At 65.9% G+C, this 19027-nt stretch carries 15 protein-coding genes and 1 pseudogene; 10 read left to right on the forward strand and 6 right to left on the reverse strand.

Annotated elements, in window-relative coordinates:
- The first annotated feature begins 19 nt into the window (after window positions 1-19).
- The 4 genes from CXR00_RS14410 to CXR00_RS14425 are packed head-to-tail and all read left to right on the forward strand — an operon-like array spanning window position 20 to window position 4729.
- Window positions 20-1225 (forward strand): glycosyltransferase, encoded by a 1206-nt coding sequence (locus CXR00_RS14410; RefSeq protein ID WP_104055228.1) that lies wholly within the window; start codon window positions 20-22, stop codon window positions 1223-1225.
- On the forward strand, window positions 1215-2693 hold the full coding sequence (locus tag CXR00_RS14415; protein WP_104055229.1) for an O-antigen polymerase: 1479 nt from the start codon (window positions 1215-1217) through the stop codon (window positions 2691-2693). The genes CXR00_RS14410 and CXR00_RS14415 overlap by 11 nt, the downstream gene beginning before the upstream one ends.
- The gene (locus tag CXR00_RS14420) at window positions 2690-3493 is read left to right on the forward strand and encodes a CDP-alcohol phosphatidyltransferase family protein (protein ID WP_104055230.1); all 804 of its coding nucleotides are present in this window, start codon (window positions 2690-2692) and stop codon (window positions 3491-3493) included. Before CXR00_RS14415 ends, CXR00_RS14420 begins: the two co-directional genes overlap by 4 nt.
- Window positions 3494-4729 (forward strand): hypothetical protein, encoded by a 1236-nt coding sequence (locus tag CXR00_RS14425; protein WP_104055231.1) that lies wholly within the window; start codon window positions 3494-3496, stop codon window positions 4727-4729.
- 75 nt (window positions 4730-4804) lie between these two features.
- Here the strand turns inward: CXR00_RS14425 and CXR00_RS14430 are convergent, their stop codons facing one another.
- The 3 genes from CXR00_RS14430 to CXR00_RS14440 form a co-directional block, all read right to left on the reverse strand.
- Entirely contained in the window at window positions 4805-6283 is a 1479-nt protein-coding gene (locus CXR00_RS14430) for a polysaccharide biosynthesis tyrosine autokinase (RefSeq protein ID WP_181032359.1), read from the reverse strand.
- 83 nt (window positions 6284-6366) lie between these two features.
- Entirely contained in the window at window positions 6367-6861 is a 495-nt protein-coding gene (locus CXR00_RS14435) for a hypothetical protein (RefSeq protein WP_104055233.1), read from the reverse strand.
- 364 nt (window positions 6862-7225) lie between these two features.
- Window positions 7226-10333, reverse strand: a complete 3108-nt coding sequence (locus CXR00_RS14440) for a DNRLRE domain-containing protein (RefSeq protein ID WP_146068519.1) — start codon at window positions 10331-10333, stop codon at window positions 7226-7228.
- Between the two features lie 248 nt (window positions 10334-10581).
- Between CXR00_RS14440 and CXR00_RS14445 the strand changes: the two genes are divergently transcribed.
- Complete coding sequence (locus CXR00_RS14445; RefSeq protein WP_104055234.1) at window positions 10582-11034, forward strand: adenylyltransferase/cytidyltransferase family protein; 453 nt, start codon at window positions 10582-10584, stop codon at window positions 11032-11034.
- 23 nt (window positions 11035-11057) lie between these two features.
- On the forward strand, window positions 11058-12518 hold the full coding sequence (locus CXR00_RS14450) for a glycerophosphodiester phosphodiesterase family protein (RefSeq protein WP_181032573.1): 1461 nt from the start codon (window positions 11058-11060) through the stop codon (window positions 12516-12518).
- Window positions 12519-12539: 21 nt separating this feature from the next.
- On the opposite strand, the gene CXR00_RS14455 is transcribed toward CXR00_RS14450, so the two are convergent.
- Window positions 12540-13028 carry a VanZ family protein gene (locus CXR00_RS14455; protein ID WP_104055236.1) on the reverse strand — a complete coding sequence of 163 codons (489 nt, stop codon included), beginning with the start codon at window positions 13026-13028 and terminating at the stop codon, window positions 12540-12542.
- Window positions 13029-13059: 31 nt separating this feature from the next.
- Window positions 13060-15309: a LamG-like jellyroll fold domain-containing protein gene (locus CXR00_RS14460; RefSeq protein WP_219816778.1), complete on the reverse strand. Its 2250-nt coding sequence runs from the start codon at window positions 15307-15309 to the stop codon at window positions 13060-13062.
- A gap of 281 nt (window positions 15310-15590) precedes the next feature.
- On the opposite strand from CXR00_RS14460, the gene CXR00_RS14465 reads away from it, so the two are divergent.
- Both CXR00_RS14465 and sufU read left to right on the forward strand, forming a co-directional pair.
- Window positions 15591-16907 carry a cysteine desulfurase gene (locus tag CXR00_RS14465; protein WP_104055238.1) on the forward strand — a complete coding sequence of 439 codons (1317 nt, stop codon included), beginning with the start codon at window positions 15591-15593 and terminating at the stop codon, window positions 16905-16907.
- Window positions 16908-17381, forward strand: coding sequence for a Fe-S cluster assembly sulfur transfer protein SufU (gene sufU, locus CXR00_RS14470; RefSeq protein ID WP_104055239.1), 474 nt, complete (start codon window positions 16908-16910; stop codon window positions 17379-17381).
- A 120-nt stretch (window positions 17382-17501) separates the two neighbouring features.
- Here sufU and CXR00_RS14475 read toward each other — a convergent pair whose 3' ends face one another.
- On the reverse strand, window positions 17502-18242 hold the full coding sequence (locus CXR00_RS14475) for a glycosyltransferase (protein WP_104055240.1): 741 nt from the start codon (window positions 18240-18242) through the stop codon (window positions 17502-17504).
- 196 nt (window positions 18243-18438) lie between these two features.
- Here CXR00_RS14475 and CXR00_RS18310 point away from each other — a divergent pair, with 196 nt between their 5' ends.
- Both CXR00_RS18310 and CXR00_RS14480 read left to right on the forward strand, forming a co-directional pair.
- Entirely contained in the window at window positions 18439-18576 is a 138-nt protein-coding gene (locus CXR00_RS18310) for a hypothetical protein (protein ID WP_181032574.1), read from the forward strand.
- A gap of 10 nt (window positions 18577-18586) precedes the next feature.
- Window positions 18587-18962: pseudogene (locus CXR00_RS14480) on the forward strand (aminotransferase class V-fold PLP-dependent enzyme); the annotation flags it as partial.
- Window positions 18963-19027 lie beyond the last annotated feature (65 nt).

The following is a 19027-nucleotide window of genomic DNA, read 5'->3' on the forward strand; positions in this document are numbered from 1 at the left end:
GGCTCCGAAACCGGTCTCAGTGCCGCGCCCCCGCGACACCGGGCAGCCGGGCAGCTTGAAGGTCCTCCAGGTGGGTGGTTTGGCCGGTCCCGGCGCGGCCGCCGGCGGTGTCTGGGCCGTGGCGGGCATGCAGAGCGCCGCGCTGCGGCGCAGCGGTGCGGCGGTGGAACTCCTGGGCGGATGGCTGGGCGCGCTGCCTTCCGGTGCTCCCGGTGCTGTGTCCTCAGACCCTGACACAGCTGCTGGATGCGCGGACAGCGAGGCACAGGAACAGGCCCGCCTGTTCCGCGTGCGGCGGCCGCTTCCCGGAGCCAAGCTCCGCGGCTTGGTAAGCCTGAGCCTGCCGCGCTACGTCGCCATGCGCGCCGCTTCCGCGGACGTGGTACAGATTCATCTTTCCCGCGATTTCATCACCACCGTCTCCACGGCCATGCTTCGGCGGGCCAAAACCCCCGTGGTGGCACAGTCCCACGGCATGCTGGTTCCATCCGCCGCGTTGTCCGTGCGCCTGTTCGACGCCGTGATCACCCGATGGCTGGTGCGCATACCCAGGCTCTGGCTGACCCTCACCGAAGACGAGGAACGCGGCCTCCGGGAGCTGGGGGTGGACCGTGCCCGCATGCGCCGGGTGGTCAACGCCAGCGCAGATTCCGCTCTTGCCTGGTCTGATCCGGAGCAGCAGGTGTTTCTGTTTGCCGCCCGGCTCTCCGCCCGGAAGCAGCCCGCCGTCTTTGTTGAGGCAGCCCTTGCTGCGCTCGACGCCGGGCTGGACGCCCGGTTTGTCCTCGCCGGTCCCGATCAGGGGGAGGGCAGCCGAGTCCGGGATCTGATAGCTGCCTCTGCGCACTCCGGCCGGTTCCACCTGCCCGGGGAGTTGACCCCCCGGCAGGTGCAGGCGGCCATGGCAGACTGCACGGCATACGTCCTGCCGGCACGCAATGAGCCTTACCCCATGTCCGTCCTGGAGGCCGCGGCGGCGGGAACTCCGCTGATCGTCACAGAAGAGTGCGGACTGGCCGGAGCCCTTGGTGCAGCGGATGCCGCAGTGCTGACGGAGCCAACCGCCGGCGCCCTGTGTGAAGCCATGCTCAAGCTGGCGGCGGATCCCCAGCGCCGGGCAGATTTGGGTGCGAATGCGCGCCGGCTGCACCAAGAGCTCTGGTCCACGGAGCGGCTTGCCGAAAACCTTACCGCGCACTATCTGGAGGCATCCCGTGAACGCTGAACTCGTGCCGCACAGGATCACCCCCGGCGGGCCCGGCCCTGCAGGTGCTGAGAAAGCCGCAGATTCGCGGCGGTCCGGTCCCCGCACCGCCGTCGCGCTGGTTGCCCTCCTAGTCTTCGCCCTGGTCCTGCCGCTGCAGATCCGCGGTGCAGGCTCCGTCTTTTACACCGACACCAATTTCCTCATCCGATATGCCGTGGCGCTGTATGCCGCGATCAAGCTGGCCACTTTGCTGTGGCAGACGGACATCCGCCCGGTGGCGGGCGTGTTCTGGATCTTTGTCTACACCGGCATGGGTCTGGCTCCGCTGGCCCAGCTCGCTACGGGCCGGTCCACAGCCTTGGCGATTCAAGTGACGGAGGACCTGCTGACCATGGCAAGCCTGCTCACGCTGGTCGGCTGCGTGTGCTTTGACCTTGCCTATCACGTGCGGCTGCGGCGTCGGGGCCTCATCCGTCCGCGGCTGCGGTTCAGGACGCTGCGCAGCTTGGACGTGCTGCGTATTTTTTCGGTTGGTGCAGTGGTGGCGGCGTTGGTGTATATCGTCCAGGTGGGCGGGCCGGCCGTGTTCTTCCTCAGCCGCCAGGAAACCAGCGAGGCGCTGGACGCAATCAGCCCGGACAGCGGACAGGCACTGCGCGCCATTGTCTCTGCCGCAGGATCGGTTGCCTGTCTCACGGCACTGATTTTCTATATTCACGTCTGGCGCACCCGAGACCGAAAGCTGGCGGCCGTTGACGGATTCCTGATCGCCGCCCTGGTGATCATGAACGTGATCGTCAACAACCCGGTTTCCAATTCGCGCTACTGGACGCTGGCGGTCGTCTTCGGGGTACTGCTGCCGCTGATCCGCGGCCGAAAGGCTTTGTTCAACGCCGCCGTAGCCGGTGGAGTGATCGCGTCCGTGGTCATCTTCCCGCTCTCCGACATCACCCGCCGTGCTGCCGGTGCCGGCGTGCCTGTGCGGTCAGATTCCATTTGGGTCACCATCGCCACCAAGGATTATGACCAGTTCACCATGCTGTCCAACACCCTGGGGTACACGATGGATCACGGCCTTTCCTGGGGTATGCAGGCTCTGGGCCCGCTGCTGTTCTGGGTGCCTCGCGTCGCCTGGCCGGAGAAACCGCTGGACACCGGAGTTGAAGTGGGGATGTGGATGAACAGCACTAACCTCAACCTGTCAGCCCCGCTCTGGGCCGAGGCATGGATTAATTTCGGGCTGCTGGGCCTCATTCTCATCTTTGCGGCTCTGGGCCTGCTGGCCCGCAGGCTGGACGCGGGGTTCCGGGCAGAAATCCTGAGCAAGGGCTCCGTAGGGTATCTGGGGATCTCCATCTTCGCCGGCTACCTGTTTATCATCCTGCGGGGATCGCTGCTGCAGTCCATGGGACGGCTGATGATCCTCGTGCTGTCCATCCTTATCCTCACCGCTGTCACCAACCGTCAAGAAAGGCTGGAACGATGAGTCGGACCCTGCCTCAGCCGTCCTCCCGGGCTACCTTCCAGGAGTCTTTCAACCAGCTCAAGCAAGCACAGAAAACCCGCAAGGGGGTGCCCCTGTACCTGTTGTACGTGAACAGGCCTGCAGGACGCGCCGTGGCCGCAGCACTGCGCAACACCCGGCTGACGCCAAACCACGTCACGATGACGGGGGCGGTCTTCACCTACGGAGCGCTGCTGTGGCTGGCTTTCGCTGCCCAGCCAAACCTGGTGTCCGCGCTTGTGGGTCTCCTGCTGGCCCTGGGCTACGTACTGGATTCAGCCGACGGGCAGCTTTCCCGTCTTCAGGGCTCCAGCTCAGCGTTCGGAGAATGGCTGGACCATGCCCTCGACAACGGGCGCATAACGGTGATGCACGTAGCGGTCTTCTGTTACCTTTCCCGGACCACGGACTATGACCCGGTACTCCTCGCGGCGGGCTGTGGAATTTTCCTGCTGGCCAGCTCCACCATCTTCTTCGGCGGAGCGCTGGTGGACCAGCTGCGCCGCAATGTCCGTCCAGATCCGTCCGGCACACCCACACCAACACCAACGACGACGGCGTCCGGGGATTCCGAGGCGGCTGATCGGGCCAATAACCGCCGCATGCTGCGGCGGTCCGTTGTAACCCTGCCCGTGGACTACGGGGTGACCTGTTTGTCGTTCCTGCTGCTGCCCTGGCCCGGCCTGTTTTTGACCGCCTACGCCGTCCTGGCTGTGGCCCATGTACTGATGTGTCTGGCCTTCCTGCCCAAGTGGCGCTCCGAACTCCTGGCGCTGGGCTAGGTGAGCGGTTTCCGCCGGCTCGTTACCTTCACTGACCAGGGCGTCTCGAGCATCTCCAACTTTGTGGCCGTGGCGGTTGCCGCAAACGTGGCAACCGCCCATGACTTCGGCCAATTCTCCCTGGCGTACGCGGGACTGCTGCTGTTCCTGGGCGGGCAGCGGGCGCTGGTGGGGGAAACGCTCCTGGTTCGCTACTCGCGCACGGGGGAACTGACCCGCCGGATTGCCGGTGCCGGCTTGGGGGCCACGGTCCTGGTTGCCGTGCCCGCGGCCCTGCTGTTGCTGGGTGCGGCACTGCTCGCAGGGCCGGAGGACGCCGGTCTGTGGCTGGTCATGGCAGCTGTTTCGCCTTTTGTGCTGCTGCAGGACAGTATCCGTTACCTGTTCATTTGCCAGGCACGCCCGGCCAGGGCCCTGCTGATTGACAGTATCTGGGCGGTTGGTTCCATCACCGCGATGATACTGACCGCCCGGGCGGGCGGGGATTTAATGCTCGTCCTGATCTGGTGGGGTGCCGGCGCAGCTGTTGCCCTCACCCTTGGACTGGTCTTGGCACGGACCGTTCCCGGCGTCGTTCCGGGGGCACGCTGGCTATGGCTGAACCGGGACTTCGCCTTCCGCTATCTGGCGGAGTTTCTCACCTTGAATGCCTCCACCTTTGCGGTGCTGTATCTGTTGGTGTTTCCGCTGGGGGCGGCCGGAGTCGGAGCACTTCGGGCCGCCCAGCTGCTCTTTTCACCGCTGAACACCGTGTTCAGTGCCATCAAGACCGCCGTCATCCCGGAGCTCGTCCGCACCCGCGGGACTGCAGCCTTCCGAAAGCGGCTGTTGGAGACGCTGGGCATTGTGCTGGTGCTGTCTCTGAGCTGGGGGACAGCCGTGCTGCTCCTGCCGGCCTCAGCCGGTGAGTTTGTCCTCGGAGACACCTGGCGGAACGCCGCCGAACTGCGCTGGCCCTATGCCCTGCAGTATCTGGCGATGGTTCCGTACACCGTTCTGCTGGCGTATTTCCGGGCCGCCCAGGCCAACCGGCTTTCGACCCTGATGCGCGGTATTCTTGCTGCCCTGACGCTGGCCCTGCCCCTGGGCCTGGCACTCACCGGTTCTGCCGTGGCTTCCGCCTGGGGATTTGCCGCAGCGGTGGCTGTGGCTGCCGTCTGCGGGCTCCTCGCCGTCCGGGCGGGCCGCATCCGCTCCGGGCGGACGGCGGACGCCGCGCTGGCACCGGTGGATTGAGCACACGAAAAACCCTTCGGGGAATGTGCGTCATGCTGCACATCTCCCGAAGGGTTTGTCGCGTAAACCGATGTCCTAGTTGTAGTGGGCTCCGCTGCGAATCGGCTGTCCCTTGTTCCAGCGAGTGCCCTCGCTGTCCCGGATGATGGCCGCTTCCGCCTCTGCCACCGGGGATGCCGGCCCGGCGTCCATGTCCGCCGGGACGGGCAGGGGAGTGACGCCGTAATCCGCCAGATATGCCGAGTTGGCGTCCGGCCCGGTGCGGGGGATGCGGTTGAGGACCACACCCACCACGTTGGCGTTTACCAGGCTCAGTTGTTCCACGGCCTTGGAGAGGTTGTGCTGACTGACGCGGGTGGCGCCCACCACCAACAGGATGCCGTCGGTGTTGCGCGTCAGGATGGTGGCGTCGGCGACCGGAAGGACGGGGGGAGCATCCAAAATGATGGTGTCGTACTCGCCTTCCAGCGCCGTGATCAAGTCCTGCATGGCTTGTGAGCCGAGCAGTTCTGTGGGATTGGGCGGCAGCGGCCCGGAAGTCAGGACGGACAGTCTGCCGGATCCCCAGTGCTGTGTGGCATCCGCCAGGGTGGACCGGCCGATCAGGACGGTGGTCAACCCCACGTTGCCCTCAAGTCCGGTGGCGGAGGCCACCGTGGGAAGCCGCAGGTCCGCATCCACGAGAATCACCTTCTGCCCGCTCTGCGCAATGCTCAGGGCCAGGTTCAGGGCGACAGTGCTCTTGCCTTCGCCGGCCTGCGATGAAGTCACCACCAGGGACTTCATCTGCTGGCTGACGGCGGCAAACTCAAGATTGGTTCGCAGCTGGCGGAAGGCATCCGTTCCCGAGCCGCCCAGAACGACAGGCCGGGACGTGTTCCGCTGTCCCTGGGATTCAGCGATCCCGCCCAGCAGCGGCAGCGCCGTGGACTTGCGGACATCAGCTTCGCTGCGCACGTGCCGGTCCAGCACATGGCGCAGGATGGCCACGACCAAACCAAGTGCCAGCCCGTACAGCAGGCCCAGCATCAGGTTCAGCGAGGTTTGCGGGCTGGACGGTACCGCGGGGGGCTGCGCCGTGTCCACGGAACTGAGCCGGACCGGGGACGGCAGCCCGTTAGTGGGCCGCTCCAAATCCGCTACCGAAGAAATAAGGTTGGCCACCACTCCGTTGGCAATCTCAGCCGCCCGCTCGGGCGAGGAATCGACCGCTTCGATATCAATGATGACGGTGTTCCGGGAGGTCGAAGCCTTGACCTTGGTGGCGAGTTCCTGGGCGGACATGTCCAGGTCCAGGGCCTCAATGACAGGGTCCAGGACCTGCGGTTTGCTCACCAGATCCACATAGGACTGCACCCGGGCGAGGGCAAAAACGCTGCCCTGCTGGAGTTCTGCCGAAGTTTCCACATTCTGTGTGGAAACAAACAGGCTGCTGGTTGCGGTATAGGTTTTTTGCATCAGAACGGACACAACGCCCGCGGTGATGACGCCGATGAGTGCAAATGAGACTATGAGCATCCAATTACGGCGAAGGATGAGTATTTGCTCGCGCATATCCATTGGTTACCCCTTCCCTTGGATAGGCAGATGAATGTGCAATGAAATGAAGTACAAAACTGAATTTGCGGGCGTGGACGTCATGCCCTGAACCACGAGTAGCACTGGTCCGATTCCACTCGGGCCGCCACCGCGTCGATAACCACCGGAGCTGAACCGTTGTGGGAGCCGATCAGCTCACCACCGCCGGCGTACACCGATATGGTGCAGTCCGCAGGTGCGCCGTAAGCCCGGTAGGTTCCCGGTTCCACTGAGGGCTCGTCGCTGTGCGGAGCCGCTGCGCCAACCGAAAACACACCATCCGGGAAGCCCCGGCCGGCCGCCTCGAGAGCAGGCAGGAGCTCGGGGCACAGTGCCGCAATGGCATCGGCGGTGTCCGGGGCAGGGTTCATGATCAGTTCACTGATCACGGAGTCTGCATCCACGGCGTTGGCGCTGGTCAGCTGGTCACAGCGTTCCTGCCCCACCTGCAGTACGGCGTTGGGATCGGTGCCCTCGGGCACCTTGCCTGCCAGGAACTGTTCCTGGGGGGCGTCGAAGGTGGGTTCCGGGGCGGGCTGCGGTGACTGAACCACGGCCCCCGGATCTGCCGGCAGGCTTTCTTCCGGGCCAGGCGCGGCAGCGGAGGGGTCCGAAGCGGAGCCGGTGTTCCCATCCGCTGCGGATGACGAGGAGGACGGTGTTGGCGGTTTTGCGGCGGATGATGACTGTGACGCGGCGTCCGGGGCCGCTGGGGAAGAAGCATCCGGGGAGCTGCAGCTTGTTGCCGCACCCAGCAGCGGCAACAACAGTATTCCCAGGGTCGCTCTTTTGAGACCAGATTTCATGACGTGTGCTTTCTGTGCGTTGGAACATTCAGAGATTGACTGCGCCCCTCCTTCAGGCGATTCACGGTTGGCGGTGCAACTATGCTGTGTTGCCGGTGCAGCCCGTCCCGGCCTAGGGACCGAAGACGAGGGTCAGCACCGGGCGGCGGGTGGAGGAGGCTTCTTTGGTGTAGAACCACGCGTTGTCCGAGCCCACACTGGTGATGCCCAGGTCAACGGACTGGGACAGCATGGCGGACACGGCGGCGGGATCCAGGTCAACGGTGTACGGACTGTTCGCCGCAACCGGGGAGAGGGTGCCCAGCGCCCCGGAACCCAGGGAGGGCCGGGTGTTGTAGGTGGTTCCGGCTTCCGTCCAGCTGCCGGTCACTCCCTGAACGGTGTGCTGGTCCGCCGACCCACCGTAGGACTCCGAGGTGGTGTACAGGCGCAGAGTGGCCGAGAGCAGGCGCATGCCGGCCGGCACCTCGGTGCCCGGGGTGAACCGCAGGTAGGAGGTGTAGGCCAGGCTTCCGCGGGAGGCCATGGAGACGGCGCTTCCGTGAGTGCTGTTGGGAGCGCCCTGGTTTACGTAGGTGTCAGCATCCGGTGTCAGGGACAACGTCACCGGCTCGGCCGGCGGCGCGCCGGCCACGGTTGCGGTCACCTGGTCCGAGGCGGTGCCGGTGTTGCCTGCAGCATCGATCGCCACCACCCGGTAGTAATAGGTGCCCGCCGCCAGATCGGCGTCGCTGTGGGAGAGGACGGAAGCAGCGGTGGTGGTCAGCAAGGTGGCGTCCGACGGCGTGAAGCCTTCAGCAGCGGACCGGTACACGCGGTAGCCGGTCACGGCAACGTTGTCCGCGGAGGCGTTCCAGCTCAACGTGGTTGTTGCCCCGCTGACAGCAGCCGCCGCACCGGTGACCTTGTCCGGAGCCGCTGTGTCCGGCACGGGTACCGGCGCGGGAATTCCGCCGCCGGCCGTGAAGTGCTGCTCCACCTGTCCGGCGCTGAGGGCCGTGGGGTACGCGGAGAACTCGTCTATGGCGCCGGCAAAATAGTTGGGGACGGTCCGGGCCGGAAAACCGGGAATCGTCGGGTTCGCCGCGACAGCTGGGAGACTGTCTCCGCCTACCCGCCACGAGCCGATATAGGTTTGCGCCGCAGCCGTCCGGCTGGACCCCACAGCCTTGCCGTCCACGTACAGGGTGGCCCCTGCCGGTGTTTGGGTTACGACGGCGTGATGCCAGGCATTGTTGTTGAAGGTCCCGGCGGTGGTCACGGCAACCCGCTCATTGGCGTCATCAAGGACGGCGTAGACGAGGGCGCCCGTTGTCGTCATGTACAAATGGCGGTCCACGGTGCCCGTGCTGTTTCGGGTGCCTTTGCGGTCGGGCTGGCCGGAAGCGAAGCCCATAATCTGGCCGCCCTTCACGGTGTCGGTCTTGAACCAGACCTCGGCACTGAAGGTGGTGGGCGCCGGATAGCGCTGCTGTCCGGAAACCTGGTCGTCAACGCCGTCAAACAGGCCCGCGGTGCTTCCCTGCACTGCACCGGGGGCGCCGGCGAGCAGGGGGCCGCCGAAGGCCACGCCCCGGTTGTTGCCCGGTGAGCTGTCTGCCGGAGCGGTGGCCCTGCTGTCATCCAGGCGCCAGTAGGTGCTGGCGCCGTCGTCGAGGACGGCCTTCGGATAGGCCTGCGTGGTGGTGGCCGTAGTGAGGTGGACCTGGCCGGAAAGCGCGCTGGTGTTGGTTCCGTCGCTTGCCTGCACCCGGTAGCTGTACGCGGTGCCCGGGGATGCCGTGCGGTCAGTGAAGGAGAGCTGGGGGGTGTCGAACCAGGTGGAGTTCCCGGAGACGGTGCCCAGGGCGGTGGAGCTGCCGTTGCGGTACACACTGTAGGTCAGACCCGAGTCGTCATTGTCCACGCCCTGCGTCCAGCGGATCTGGTTCTGGCCCGCGGCCAGGCTCACGGCGCTCACGTTTGCCGGTGTCCCGGGGGCTGCCGAGGCGGGGCCGGGACCGAAGCGGGTCAGCCCCTGCTGCGCAGTGCCGTTGGTGGTGGTGAACTCGCCGGCAACCCACAGCACGTCGCCGGTGCCCTTGTCGGTGACGGCCAGGGCGCGCGGGCCCAGACCCTCGCCGGTGCCGTCATTGGTGTCCGGGCTCCAGCCGAGGAACGGATAGGGATTGTCGATGTCTTGTGCGGAGAGGTGCTTGCGGGTGCCGTCGGCAAAGCCGTTCATTCCGGAGCAATCGTGCACGTGGTGGCCGGAGTAGAGCACATCCTTGTATGGCAGCACCGCCTGGGTGGCTCCTTGGCAGCTGTCTTTCCAGATCTGTTCGTAATTGCCGCTCAGGGACAGTCGGGCCCGGCCGTCGAAGGACCGCCCGCCCATGCCTTCGCCGGCCACGTAGAAGCTGGTGCCGTCGCTGGTGATGTCCTTGACCACGGCCGAGGTGGGGATGTAATCGGCGGCGGGGTAGGCGCGCATCGTGGCGCCGGAACTTTTGTCCACCACGGCCATGGCCCGTGATTCGGTGCCGTTGACCGTGCTGAAGTCGCCTGCCAGCAGGACCTCGCTGCGGCCGTCCGGCACGTCCAGTGCCCGGCCCACACCGTCGGCCGCCGGTGCCCAGGGCAGGAGGGTTCCGGCGGTGTTCACGGCGGCGAACCGGCTGCGGGACGTGCCGTTGACAGTGTTGAAGTCACCGCCGAAGTAGACCGCGTCGGCGGTGGCGGCGATGGCGCGGACCGTGCTGCTGACCGTGCCGGGGCGGAAGGTGGTGTCCACCGTGCAGCCGGGAAGGTTGATGGCGGCCAGGCGGTTGGCGGTGACACCGTTCACCGAGGTGAAGTTGCCGCCCACGTACAGCTTGCTGCCGTCAGGAGAAACATCCATGGCACGCACGGTGGCGCCGGTTCCGCCGGTGAAGGACAGGGCGCAGGAGGTGGGGGAGCCGGTGTAGGCGTCAAAGGCGGCAAAGTTCACCGCTGCCTGCGATTGGCTGCTGCCTGCGGTGGTTCCGGGCGGACGGACCTGCGTGAAGGTGCCGCCGACGTACATGACGCCGTTGGCTTCCGCCATGGCCCAGGCGATGCCGTTGGTCTGCCAAGTGGGAAGCGCAACGGCGGAAAAGGCTACGCCCGGCGACAGTGCCGAAGCAGGAGCGGCGAGGGCAATCAGGGCAGCTGCGGCGAGACCCGCAGCCGAACACATCGCCGCAATTTTTTTATGCACGGCTAAAACCACCTATTAACTGGGGACAGGCCCGCGGCCCGAAACTGAATGGAAGCGTATCGCCGCCCGGCTGCGCGTCCCACGGTGGCCTTTACTCGAGTTCCCCGGTCGGTTACCCGCCAGTATCTTCTCTCTACTCATGTTCTGCCGGCAGCTACTTGAATAGGCCCAAATCGCTTTACTGGCTCCGGGACTGCACCCACGATGGACAAGTATTTGAATGGTCGACAAGCAGGAGTTGAAAAAACATGGCGGTACGGATTGGTTATGCCTCGGGTGCCTATGACCTCTTCCATATCGGCCACCTGAACCTGCTCAAACATGCCCGGAGTCAGTGCGACTACCTCATTGCAGGCGTGGCTTCCACTGAGATGACGCAGCGCCTGAAGGGCACCACGCCCGTCATTCCGCTCGCGGAGCGGCTGGAGATAGTCCGCAGCGTGCGCTATGTGGACGCAGTGGTGGTGGACACCCATGTGAACAAGGCGGACACCTGGCAGGAAGTCGGGTTCAACATCTTCTTCAAGGGCGATGACTGGAAAGGCACCGAGAAGGGCGAGCGCCTGGAACAGGATATGGCCCGGATAGGAGTGGAAGTGGTCTACTTCCCGTATACCGTGAGCACGTCGTCAACAGTCCTTCGCCGTGCCCTGACCCTGCTTGACGGCGGGCGTGCCCCGGACACCGCGCTCAAGGCATGAAGCGTCTTCCGCCTTTCGAGCCGATGGCGTCTCGAACCCTTTCCGGATTGTCGCGGCGGAACCTGCTTGCCCTGGGAGCAGCCGGAGTGGTCCTCGCCGGTTGTAGCATCGAAGCGGAAGCGGACCAGGACACCCAGCCCGCCGAGGCCCCCGCACCGGTTCACACCATCGAATCCATGCTGGCTTCGGCCCCGTTCCTGGTGGCGCACCGCGGTTCCTGGGACAACTGGCCCGAGCACACCATGACGGCCTACCGGGAATCGGTCAACGCCGGAGCAGTGGCCCTGGAGATTTCCGTCAGTGCCACGAAGGACGGCCAACTCATTTGCCACCATGACCTGAACACAGAGCGCACCACCGGCACCAAACTGGTCATCAAGGATTCCACGTATGCCCAGCTGTCCGAGCTGAGAGTGGATGCCCGTGCATGGCTGGGACCGCAGGCGGAGCCGGAGAAGATCCCTCTGCTCAAGGAAGTACTGGATGCGTTCGCCGGCACACACGTGCTGTTCATCGAAGACAAACAGGGCACCAATGCCCGGGCGTTGCTGGACCTCATGGACTCGTATCCGGAGTCACGCAGCCGTCTCATCTGGAAGCAGTCGGCCGAAGCCGCGCAGATTGCTGCCGTTACCAAGCGTGGCTATGTGAGCTGGGGATATTTCACCACGGAGCAGTTGGAGTTCATACCAGACCTCGCCGGCCAGTTCACGCTCCTGGGGGTGCACCATTCAGCTTCCGACGAGGAGGTGGCCGCAGTAGTGGCTACCGGCAAACCCGTTATCTGCTGGGAAGTCCACACCCGGGTTCTGCGCGACCGCTTGGTAAAACTTGGTGTGGCAGGCCAAATGGCAGCCAACCTTCCGTACCTCGCGTCGGACGTGCCGGCGGCGACCGCGGACAGTTTCGCGGACGGCGTGCGCGCAGCCGGAGACCTGCCCTATCTGGTGGGCGCAGGATGGGACGTGCAGCCGCAGCTGAGCGCTTCCACGGGAACCCTGCTGATGGCTGCCCAGGCCAACAGCAGCTACCGCATGGGGTCCATGAGCCCGGTTCAGCGTGAGGTCTACAGCATCCACTTCGAAATGCGCTGGCCCACGGACCTTCCGGCAGACACCACCCTGCATGCCGGAATTGCGTTTGGGCAGGAAGATGACCGCCCCTACCGGGTGCTGATTCCCAGCGAAGTGGGCGGCTATCACCTGGTAATCCGGCCCACGGGAGAAATGTCGCTGCTGCTGCGCAGCCCCGGCGAGCCCGGTGGCCTGCGCCTCAGCTCCCAGAAGACGGACCCGGTGAAGGCAGGCAGTTGGATGTCCTTCAAAATTGACATTGCTCCGGACAGTGTCCGGTATTCACGTCTGGACGGCGCAGGCTGGGCGGGCATTGCATCGGACCGCAAGTACCGGGGCGGCTACTTCAGCCTCTGCCGCAACTACCCCGAGGACGCTCCCGTGGAGTTCCGCGGCATCAAGGTCATCTAGAACCGTCCCGGGACACTGGGGTCAACCGGAAACGCTTCGTGTCCGCCGTCGGGCAGTGAAGGCACGACGACGTCGGCGCCGGACGGCGGTGAGCCACCTCGCCGCCGCCGCGGCAGCCGCGCCCAGCAACGCACCGCAGGAATTCAGCAGCACGTCCCGGGCATCCCCCTGCCTGCCGGGCAGAAACAGATCCTGGAACCCCTCCACCCCGGCAGTGAGCGCGGCGCACAAAAGCACCGCCAGCCACCACCGCCGTACCGGCAGGAGCGCTGCCGCCAGCATGCCCAGCGGGATGTAGAGCAGCACATTCGCCAAGGATTCCACTGCCTGATAGTCCACCCAGACGGGGAGTCCGTGGCCCTGCAGACGGCGGATCAGCCGCAGAATGGTGCCGTATAACTCTCTGTCGACCGGCGCAGGCCACAGCAGCACAGCCCCCATCCCGGCCAGGACAACGGCGGCGGCCGCGAGGAGGGCGTTGCGGCGCCAGCCGGGGTGCCCGTTACCCACAGTGGTGCCCGGGACAGGACTCAGGCGGCAACTACCGGCGTCCCTGCTGGTTGTGGTTGGCAACCTGAGCCGGAGTCAGAGCGGTGGGATAGATCGCGAATTCGTCAATGGCGCCCTTGAAGTGCCGGCTGGTCGGAGCGCTGGGCCAGGTGGACGGAATCGAATCTCCGCCGATCCGCCAGGATCCAAGACTGACGGTGTTCGCCGAGACCGTGTTGGAGGCAACCCGCACGCCGTCAACATAGAGCACCATGCCGCCCGGACCCTGGGTGGCCACCACATGGTGCCACGCGTTGTCGTTGTAGCTGGCGGGGGAGGTCACCACCACCCGGGTGCCGGTCCAGACGCCGAAGACGAGCTTGCCGGCGTCGCTCATGTACACGTGGCGGTCATAGACGCTGCTGTAGCCAAGGAGGTTTCCGTTGCGGCGGGGCTGTGCGTTGCCGAAACCCAGGATCTTCCCGCCGGTGGTGGTGTCGGTCTTGAACCAGGCTTCGGCGCTGAAAACGGTCGGAGCACTGACGCGCTGCTGGCCGTAAATCATGTCGTCAACGCCGTCAAAGGTGGCCGCGCGGTTGCTGTCGCTGCGCAGCGCCGCGGTGGTTCCCCCAATGGCGGCACCGAGGTTGGGCAGACCCATCTTGTTGCCGTTGGAGGAGTCGGCGGCCGCGGCCTGGGAGTCGCCCAGCCGCCAGTAGGTGGTGGCGCCGTCGGCCCGCACCATGGCCGGATAGGGGGCAGCCGTACTGGCGGTGGTGATCTGTGCCTGCGCGGACAGGGGGCCGGTGCGGCCGCTGGGATCGCTGGCCTGCACCCGGTAGGTGTAGGTGGTGCCCGGCGCCGCTGTGGTATCGGTGAAGGAGGCCTGGGGCAGGTCCCACCAGCGCGACGACGAGTTCACAGTGGCCAGCGGGGTGGCGGAACCGTTGCGGTAGATACGGTAGGTGAGCTCGGAATCGTCGGGGTCGGAGGTGGACTGCCACCGGATGGTGTTCTGGCCGGAGGCGCGGGACTCGGCGCTGACAAACCGCGGCGTTCCGGGGCCGGCGGTGCCGGGGCCGGGACCGAACCGGGTCAGGCTCTGCTGCGCGGCACCGTTGACGGTGGTGAATTCTCCTCCGGTCCACAGGATGTCCGTGCCGTTGCCGGCGGTGGTGTGGGTCAGAGTGCGCGGCCCGATGCCTTCACCCTGGCCGTCATTGGTGACGGGGTTCCACTGCAGCATGGGCGAAGGGTTATTGATGCTCTGTGCGCTGAGGTGCACCCGCGGTCCGTCGGGAAAGGAGTTCATGCTGGAGCAGTCGTGTGCGTGGTGCGCTGCATAGAGGGTCGCCCCGTAGACGGAGACCGCCTGCGTGGCGCCGAGGCAGGTGTCCCGCCAGACCTGGTTGTAGGTGGTCAGGTCCAGCCGGGCGCGGCCGTCAAACACGCCGCCGCCGGTGCCCTCGTTGCCGATGTAGAAGCTGGTGGCGTCGGAGTCGATGGACTTAACGCTGGAAGTGCGCGGAATGAAGAAGTTGGGGTACGTGCGCACGTTGGCGCCGGAGGTGCTGTCCAGCACTGCCAGGGCCTTGGAATCGGCGCCGTTCATGGTGAGGAAATCACCGCCGGCCAGCACGGTGCCCCGGCCGGCCGGAGCGTGCAGCGCCCGCACCGGCTGGTCCGCGGCCGGAGCCCACGGCAGCAGTGTTCCGGTGGAGGATACTGCCGCCAGCATGCTGCGCGTTGCGCTGCCCGCCGTCTTGAAATCGCCACCCAGATAAATGGCGCTCGACGTGGCTTCGATGGCCCGGACGGTGGCGGACAAGCCCGGCGGCCGGAAGTTGGTGTTCACGGTGCAGCCGGGCAGGTTGATGGCTGCGATGCGGCTGATGCCGACGCCGTTGACGGTGCTGAAGTTCCCGCCGATGTAGAGGGTGCGGCCGTCGGGGGAGACATCCATGGCCCGCACCGTGGCGCTGCCGCCGGTCACGGACAGGGAACAGTTGATCGGGTTGCCGGTGTAGGCGTCAAAGGCGGCAAAGTTCACCGCGCTTCGGGTTCCGGCACCGCCTGCGGACACTCCGGGCGGACGGATGGCGGTGAAGGTGCCGCCCACATAGACCACGCCGTTGGATTCGGCCATGGCCCAGACAATGCCGTTGGTCTGCCAAGTAGGCAGATTGGTGGCGGAGAACGCCACCCCCGGAGACAGGGCGGCCGACGGCGGGGCCAGACCAATCAGTGAAACCGCCGCGAGCAGAATGCCGGCCAGAACAGCTGTAATCTTCTTGCGCATCATGATCTCCCGCCTGGGTGCCCCCCAGCACCATGTGTGTGCCCCAGCGGCACCTGAGGGTGCAGAGAGCACCCGCTAAGGAAGTTTTAGCCGCTGCGCCCGGGGGAGAGCATGAGTAGGGGTTACTTGTCTTCCGCTGGGCTCCACTCAGCCCCCCACCCGTGTGCCAACTAAGGCCCTGCTCACGTGCGCTCGCGGGCGTGCAGTGGGATGATTAGCACAGACTTATGTGGCGTAATGCAGATTACCCGCGCACACCGACGGCCAGCCAAGGAGTTTTTCCCGTGCCTGTGGTTTCCACCCCCGCTACGCTTCAGCCCGCACCGGAGCTGATGGACAACGCCGAGGTCCTGCGCATCCGCAACGACTTCCCCATCCTGGACCAGCAGGTCAACGGCCATCCGCTGGTCTACCTGGACTCCGGCGCCACCTCGCAGAACCCGCTCAGCGTGATCGAGGCCGAACAGGAGTTCTACGAACAGCGCAACTCCGCCGTGCACCGCGGCGCGCACACCCTCGCCGTGGCCGCCACCGACGTGTACGAGGACGCCCGCGCCAAAGTGGCCGCGTTCATCAACGCCCGGCCCAATGAGATTGTCTGGACCTCCAACGCCACCGAGGCGCTGAACCTGGTGGCCTACGCGTTCTCCAACGCCGCCGCCGGCCGCGGGGGAGAGGCGGCCCGCCGCTTCGCGCTGGGCGAGGGCGATGACATTGTGGTCACCGAAATGGAGCACCACGCCAACCTGATTCCCTGGCAGGAGCTGGCCGCGCGCACCGGCGCCACGCTGAAGTTCATTCCGGTGGACGACGACGGCGCGCTGCGGCTGGAGGAAGCCGAGCGGCTGATCACCGGGCGCACCAAGATCGTGGCGTTCACGCACGCCTCCAACGTGCTCGGCACCATCAACCCGGTGGAAACCCTGGTGAGCCTGGCGCACAGCGCGGGAGCGCTCGTCGTCCTCGATGCCTGCCAGTCCGTGCCCCACCTGCCGGTGGACGTGAAGGCGCTGGATGTGGATTTCGCCGCCTTCTCCGGGCACAAGATGCTCGGCCCCACCGGCATCGGTGTGCTCTACGGGAAGGCCGAGCTGCTTAACGCCATGCCGCCGTTTCTCACCGGCGGTTCCATGATCACCACCGTGACCATGGAACGCGCCGAGTACCTGCCCGCGCCGCAGCGCTTTGAGGCCGGCACGCAGCGCATTTCCCAGGCCATGGCGCTGGGCACCGCGGTGGATTACCTGAGCGAAACCGGCATGGACCGCATCCACGCCTGGGAGGCCACGCTGGGCCAGCGCCTGGTGTCCGGCCTGGAAGCGATCGAGGGCATCCGCGTGCTCGGGCCGCGCGCCGGGGTGGAGCGGATCGGGCTGGCGGCGTTCGACGTCGACGGCGTCCACTCGCACGATGTCGGCCAGTTCCTGGATGATCAGGGCATTGCCGTGCGCGTGGGCCACCACTGCGCGCAGCCGCTGCACCGCCGCCTGGGCCTGATCTCCACCACCCGCGCCAGCACCTACCTGTACAACACCACCGACGACGTCGACGCGTTCCTGAACGCGGTGGCCGGCGTGCGTCCGTTTTTTGGAGTGAAGTAAATGAGCGCCGAGCTGCAGCAGCTGTACCAGCAGATCATCCTGGACCATGCCAAGGCCCGGCACGGCGCCGGTCTGGCGGAGGTTCCGGCCGGTGCGAAGTCGGGGGAGAGCCACCAGCTGAACCCCACCTGCGGTGATGAGATTACGCTGCGCGCGGTGATGGGTGCGGCCGCTGCGGAGAACGACGGCGGTTCCGCGGTTGAGGGCATCAGCTGGGAAGGGCAGGGGTGCTCCATTTCCATGGCGTCGGCCTCGGTCCTGACCGATCTGGCCGCCGGTATGCCCCGGGATGAAGTGATGGACCTGGTGGAGAACTTCCGGGAGGTCATGCGCTCCCGCGGTACCGTGGAGGCTGATGAAGAGGTGCTCGGTGACGCCGCTGCGTTCTCCGGCGTTTCCCGCTATCCGGCGCGGGTTAAGTGCGCCATGCTCGCCTGGGTGGCGCTGGAGGAAGCGCTGCTGGCTGCCAACTAGTGCCGAGGCGCGTCGGGTCCGAGGCATCCCTCCACCCGGCTGCACAACCCGGCCTCCCGGGTCAGGGTCTAAGCATGGACAGTGAGTGGCACACCGTCAGAACGCCGCCTTGCTGCACAGCTAGGAACGCCGGAGCCGGGTGCGGCCGAGAAGGATCACCACGTTGGTGAGGAACGCCATCCGTGCCTGCAGGATGGCGGGCAGGCCGCGGACCTTGTCCGGGGTCAGGTTACCGCCGTGCAGCCGGTGCAGCACGGTGTCCTCCTCCAGATACCGAATGCTGCCGGCAAGGTTTCCGGCCATGGCCAGCCACTGGTCGTGGGACTCGCGCAGGTAGCTAGGGAACGGCAGCGCCTGGTTCAGGAACTCTGCCCGCAGTGCCATGGCGCAGCCCCAGTGCAGCCGGTAGCCCACCACAATGCCCAGCACGTTGGCCGCATGGCGGGATGAGTCGGCGGCCCGCAGCCGGATCTGATGGAACCGTCCCGGAGCGGCGCCGAAATGCCGGCAGTTGGACACCACCACCATGTCCTCCTGCAACGCCTTGAGCATTCTGTCCACCCGGCCGGGGAGCCAGATATCGTCCTGGTCGGAGAGGAACAGGAAGTCGCCTGTGGCCTCACGCAGCGCCCGCTCAAAGGTTTTCACCTGGCCCAAATTCTGCTCGTTCCGCAGCAGCCGGATCCGGGGATCGTCCACGTCCTTCACCACGGTCTCGGTGCCGTCGGAGGAGCAGTCGTCCACCACTATGACTTCGTCGGTGTCACCGAGTTCGGGCAGGATGGAGCGGAGCTGTTCCTCGATATAGGAGGAGCCGTTGTAAGCGGCTAGGCAGACACTGATCCGAACGTGGTTCCGCATGGGTGGGCCCTCCTGTCGGCGCGGCTGCGGAGGGGCAGCGGCGAGTGCAGATTGGCAGATCCTACCGTGGCATGAGGAACTCGGGAACAGCGCCGCGCATACCGGGCGGAATGCTGGTTTGGCGCACGTAAGCGGACGCCAAAGCGAGTAGCAAACACGGTTTTGGAGTTCAGGGCGGGTCCATATGTTCGAACGCATGGAGACACTTGAGCCCACCAGGGAATGGCGCCGGAAGCGCTACCGACGCACGAGCCGAGATTGGCTCACCCTCGCCGGACTGGCATTGATTGTAATGGCCACCACTGTGGTGGTCGTGGCGGCGTTTGCCCGATGATCCCGGCGAGCCGCCGTTTTTGACCGGCGGCTCCGTGATCACCAAGGTGACCATGGAGACGGTCGAGTACCTGCCCGCGCCGCCGGCTGGTCGAGGGGCTGGAAGCGATCGAGGGCATCCGCGTGCTCGGTCCCCGCGCCGGGGTGGAGCGGATTGGGTTGGCGGCGTTCGACGTCGACGGTGTCCACTCCCACGACGTCGGCCAGTTCCTGGATGATCAGGGCATTGCCGTGCGCGTAGGCCACCACTGCGCGCAGCCGCTGCACCGCCGCCTGGGTCTGATCTCCACCACCCGCGCCAGCACCTACCTGTACAACACCACCGACGACGTCGACGCGTTCCTGAACGCGGTGGCCGGCGTGCGTCCGTTTTTTGGAGTGAAGTAAATGAGCGCCGAGCTGCAGCAGCTGTACCAGCAGATCATCCTGGACCATGCCAAGGCCCGGCACGG

This window comes from Arthrobacter sp. 9E16, from assembly GCF_002929435.1.
In the GTDB taxonomy this organism is placed as follows: Bacteria; Actinomycetota; Actinomycetes; order Actinomycetales; family Micrococcaceae; genus Arthrobacter_B; species Arthrobacter_B sunyaminii.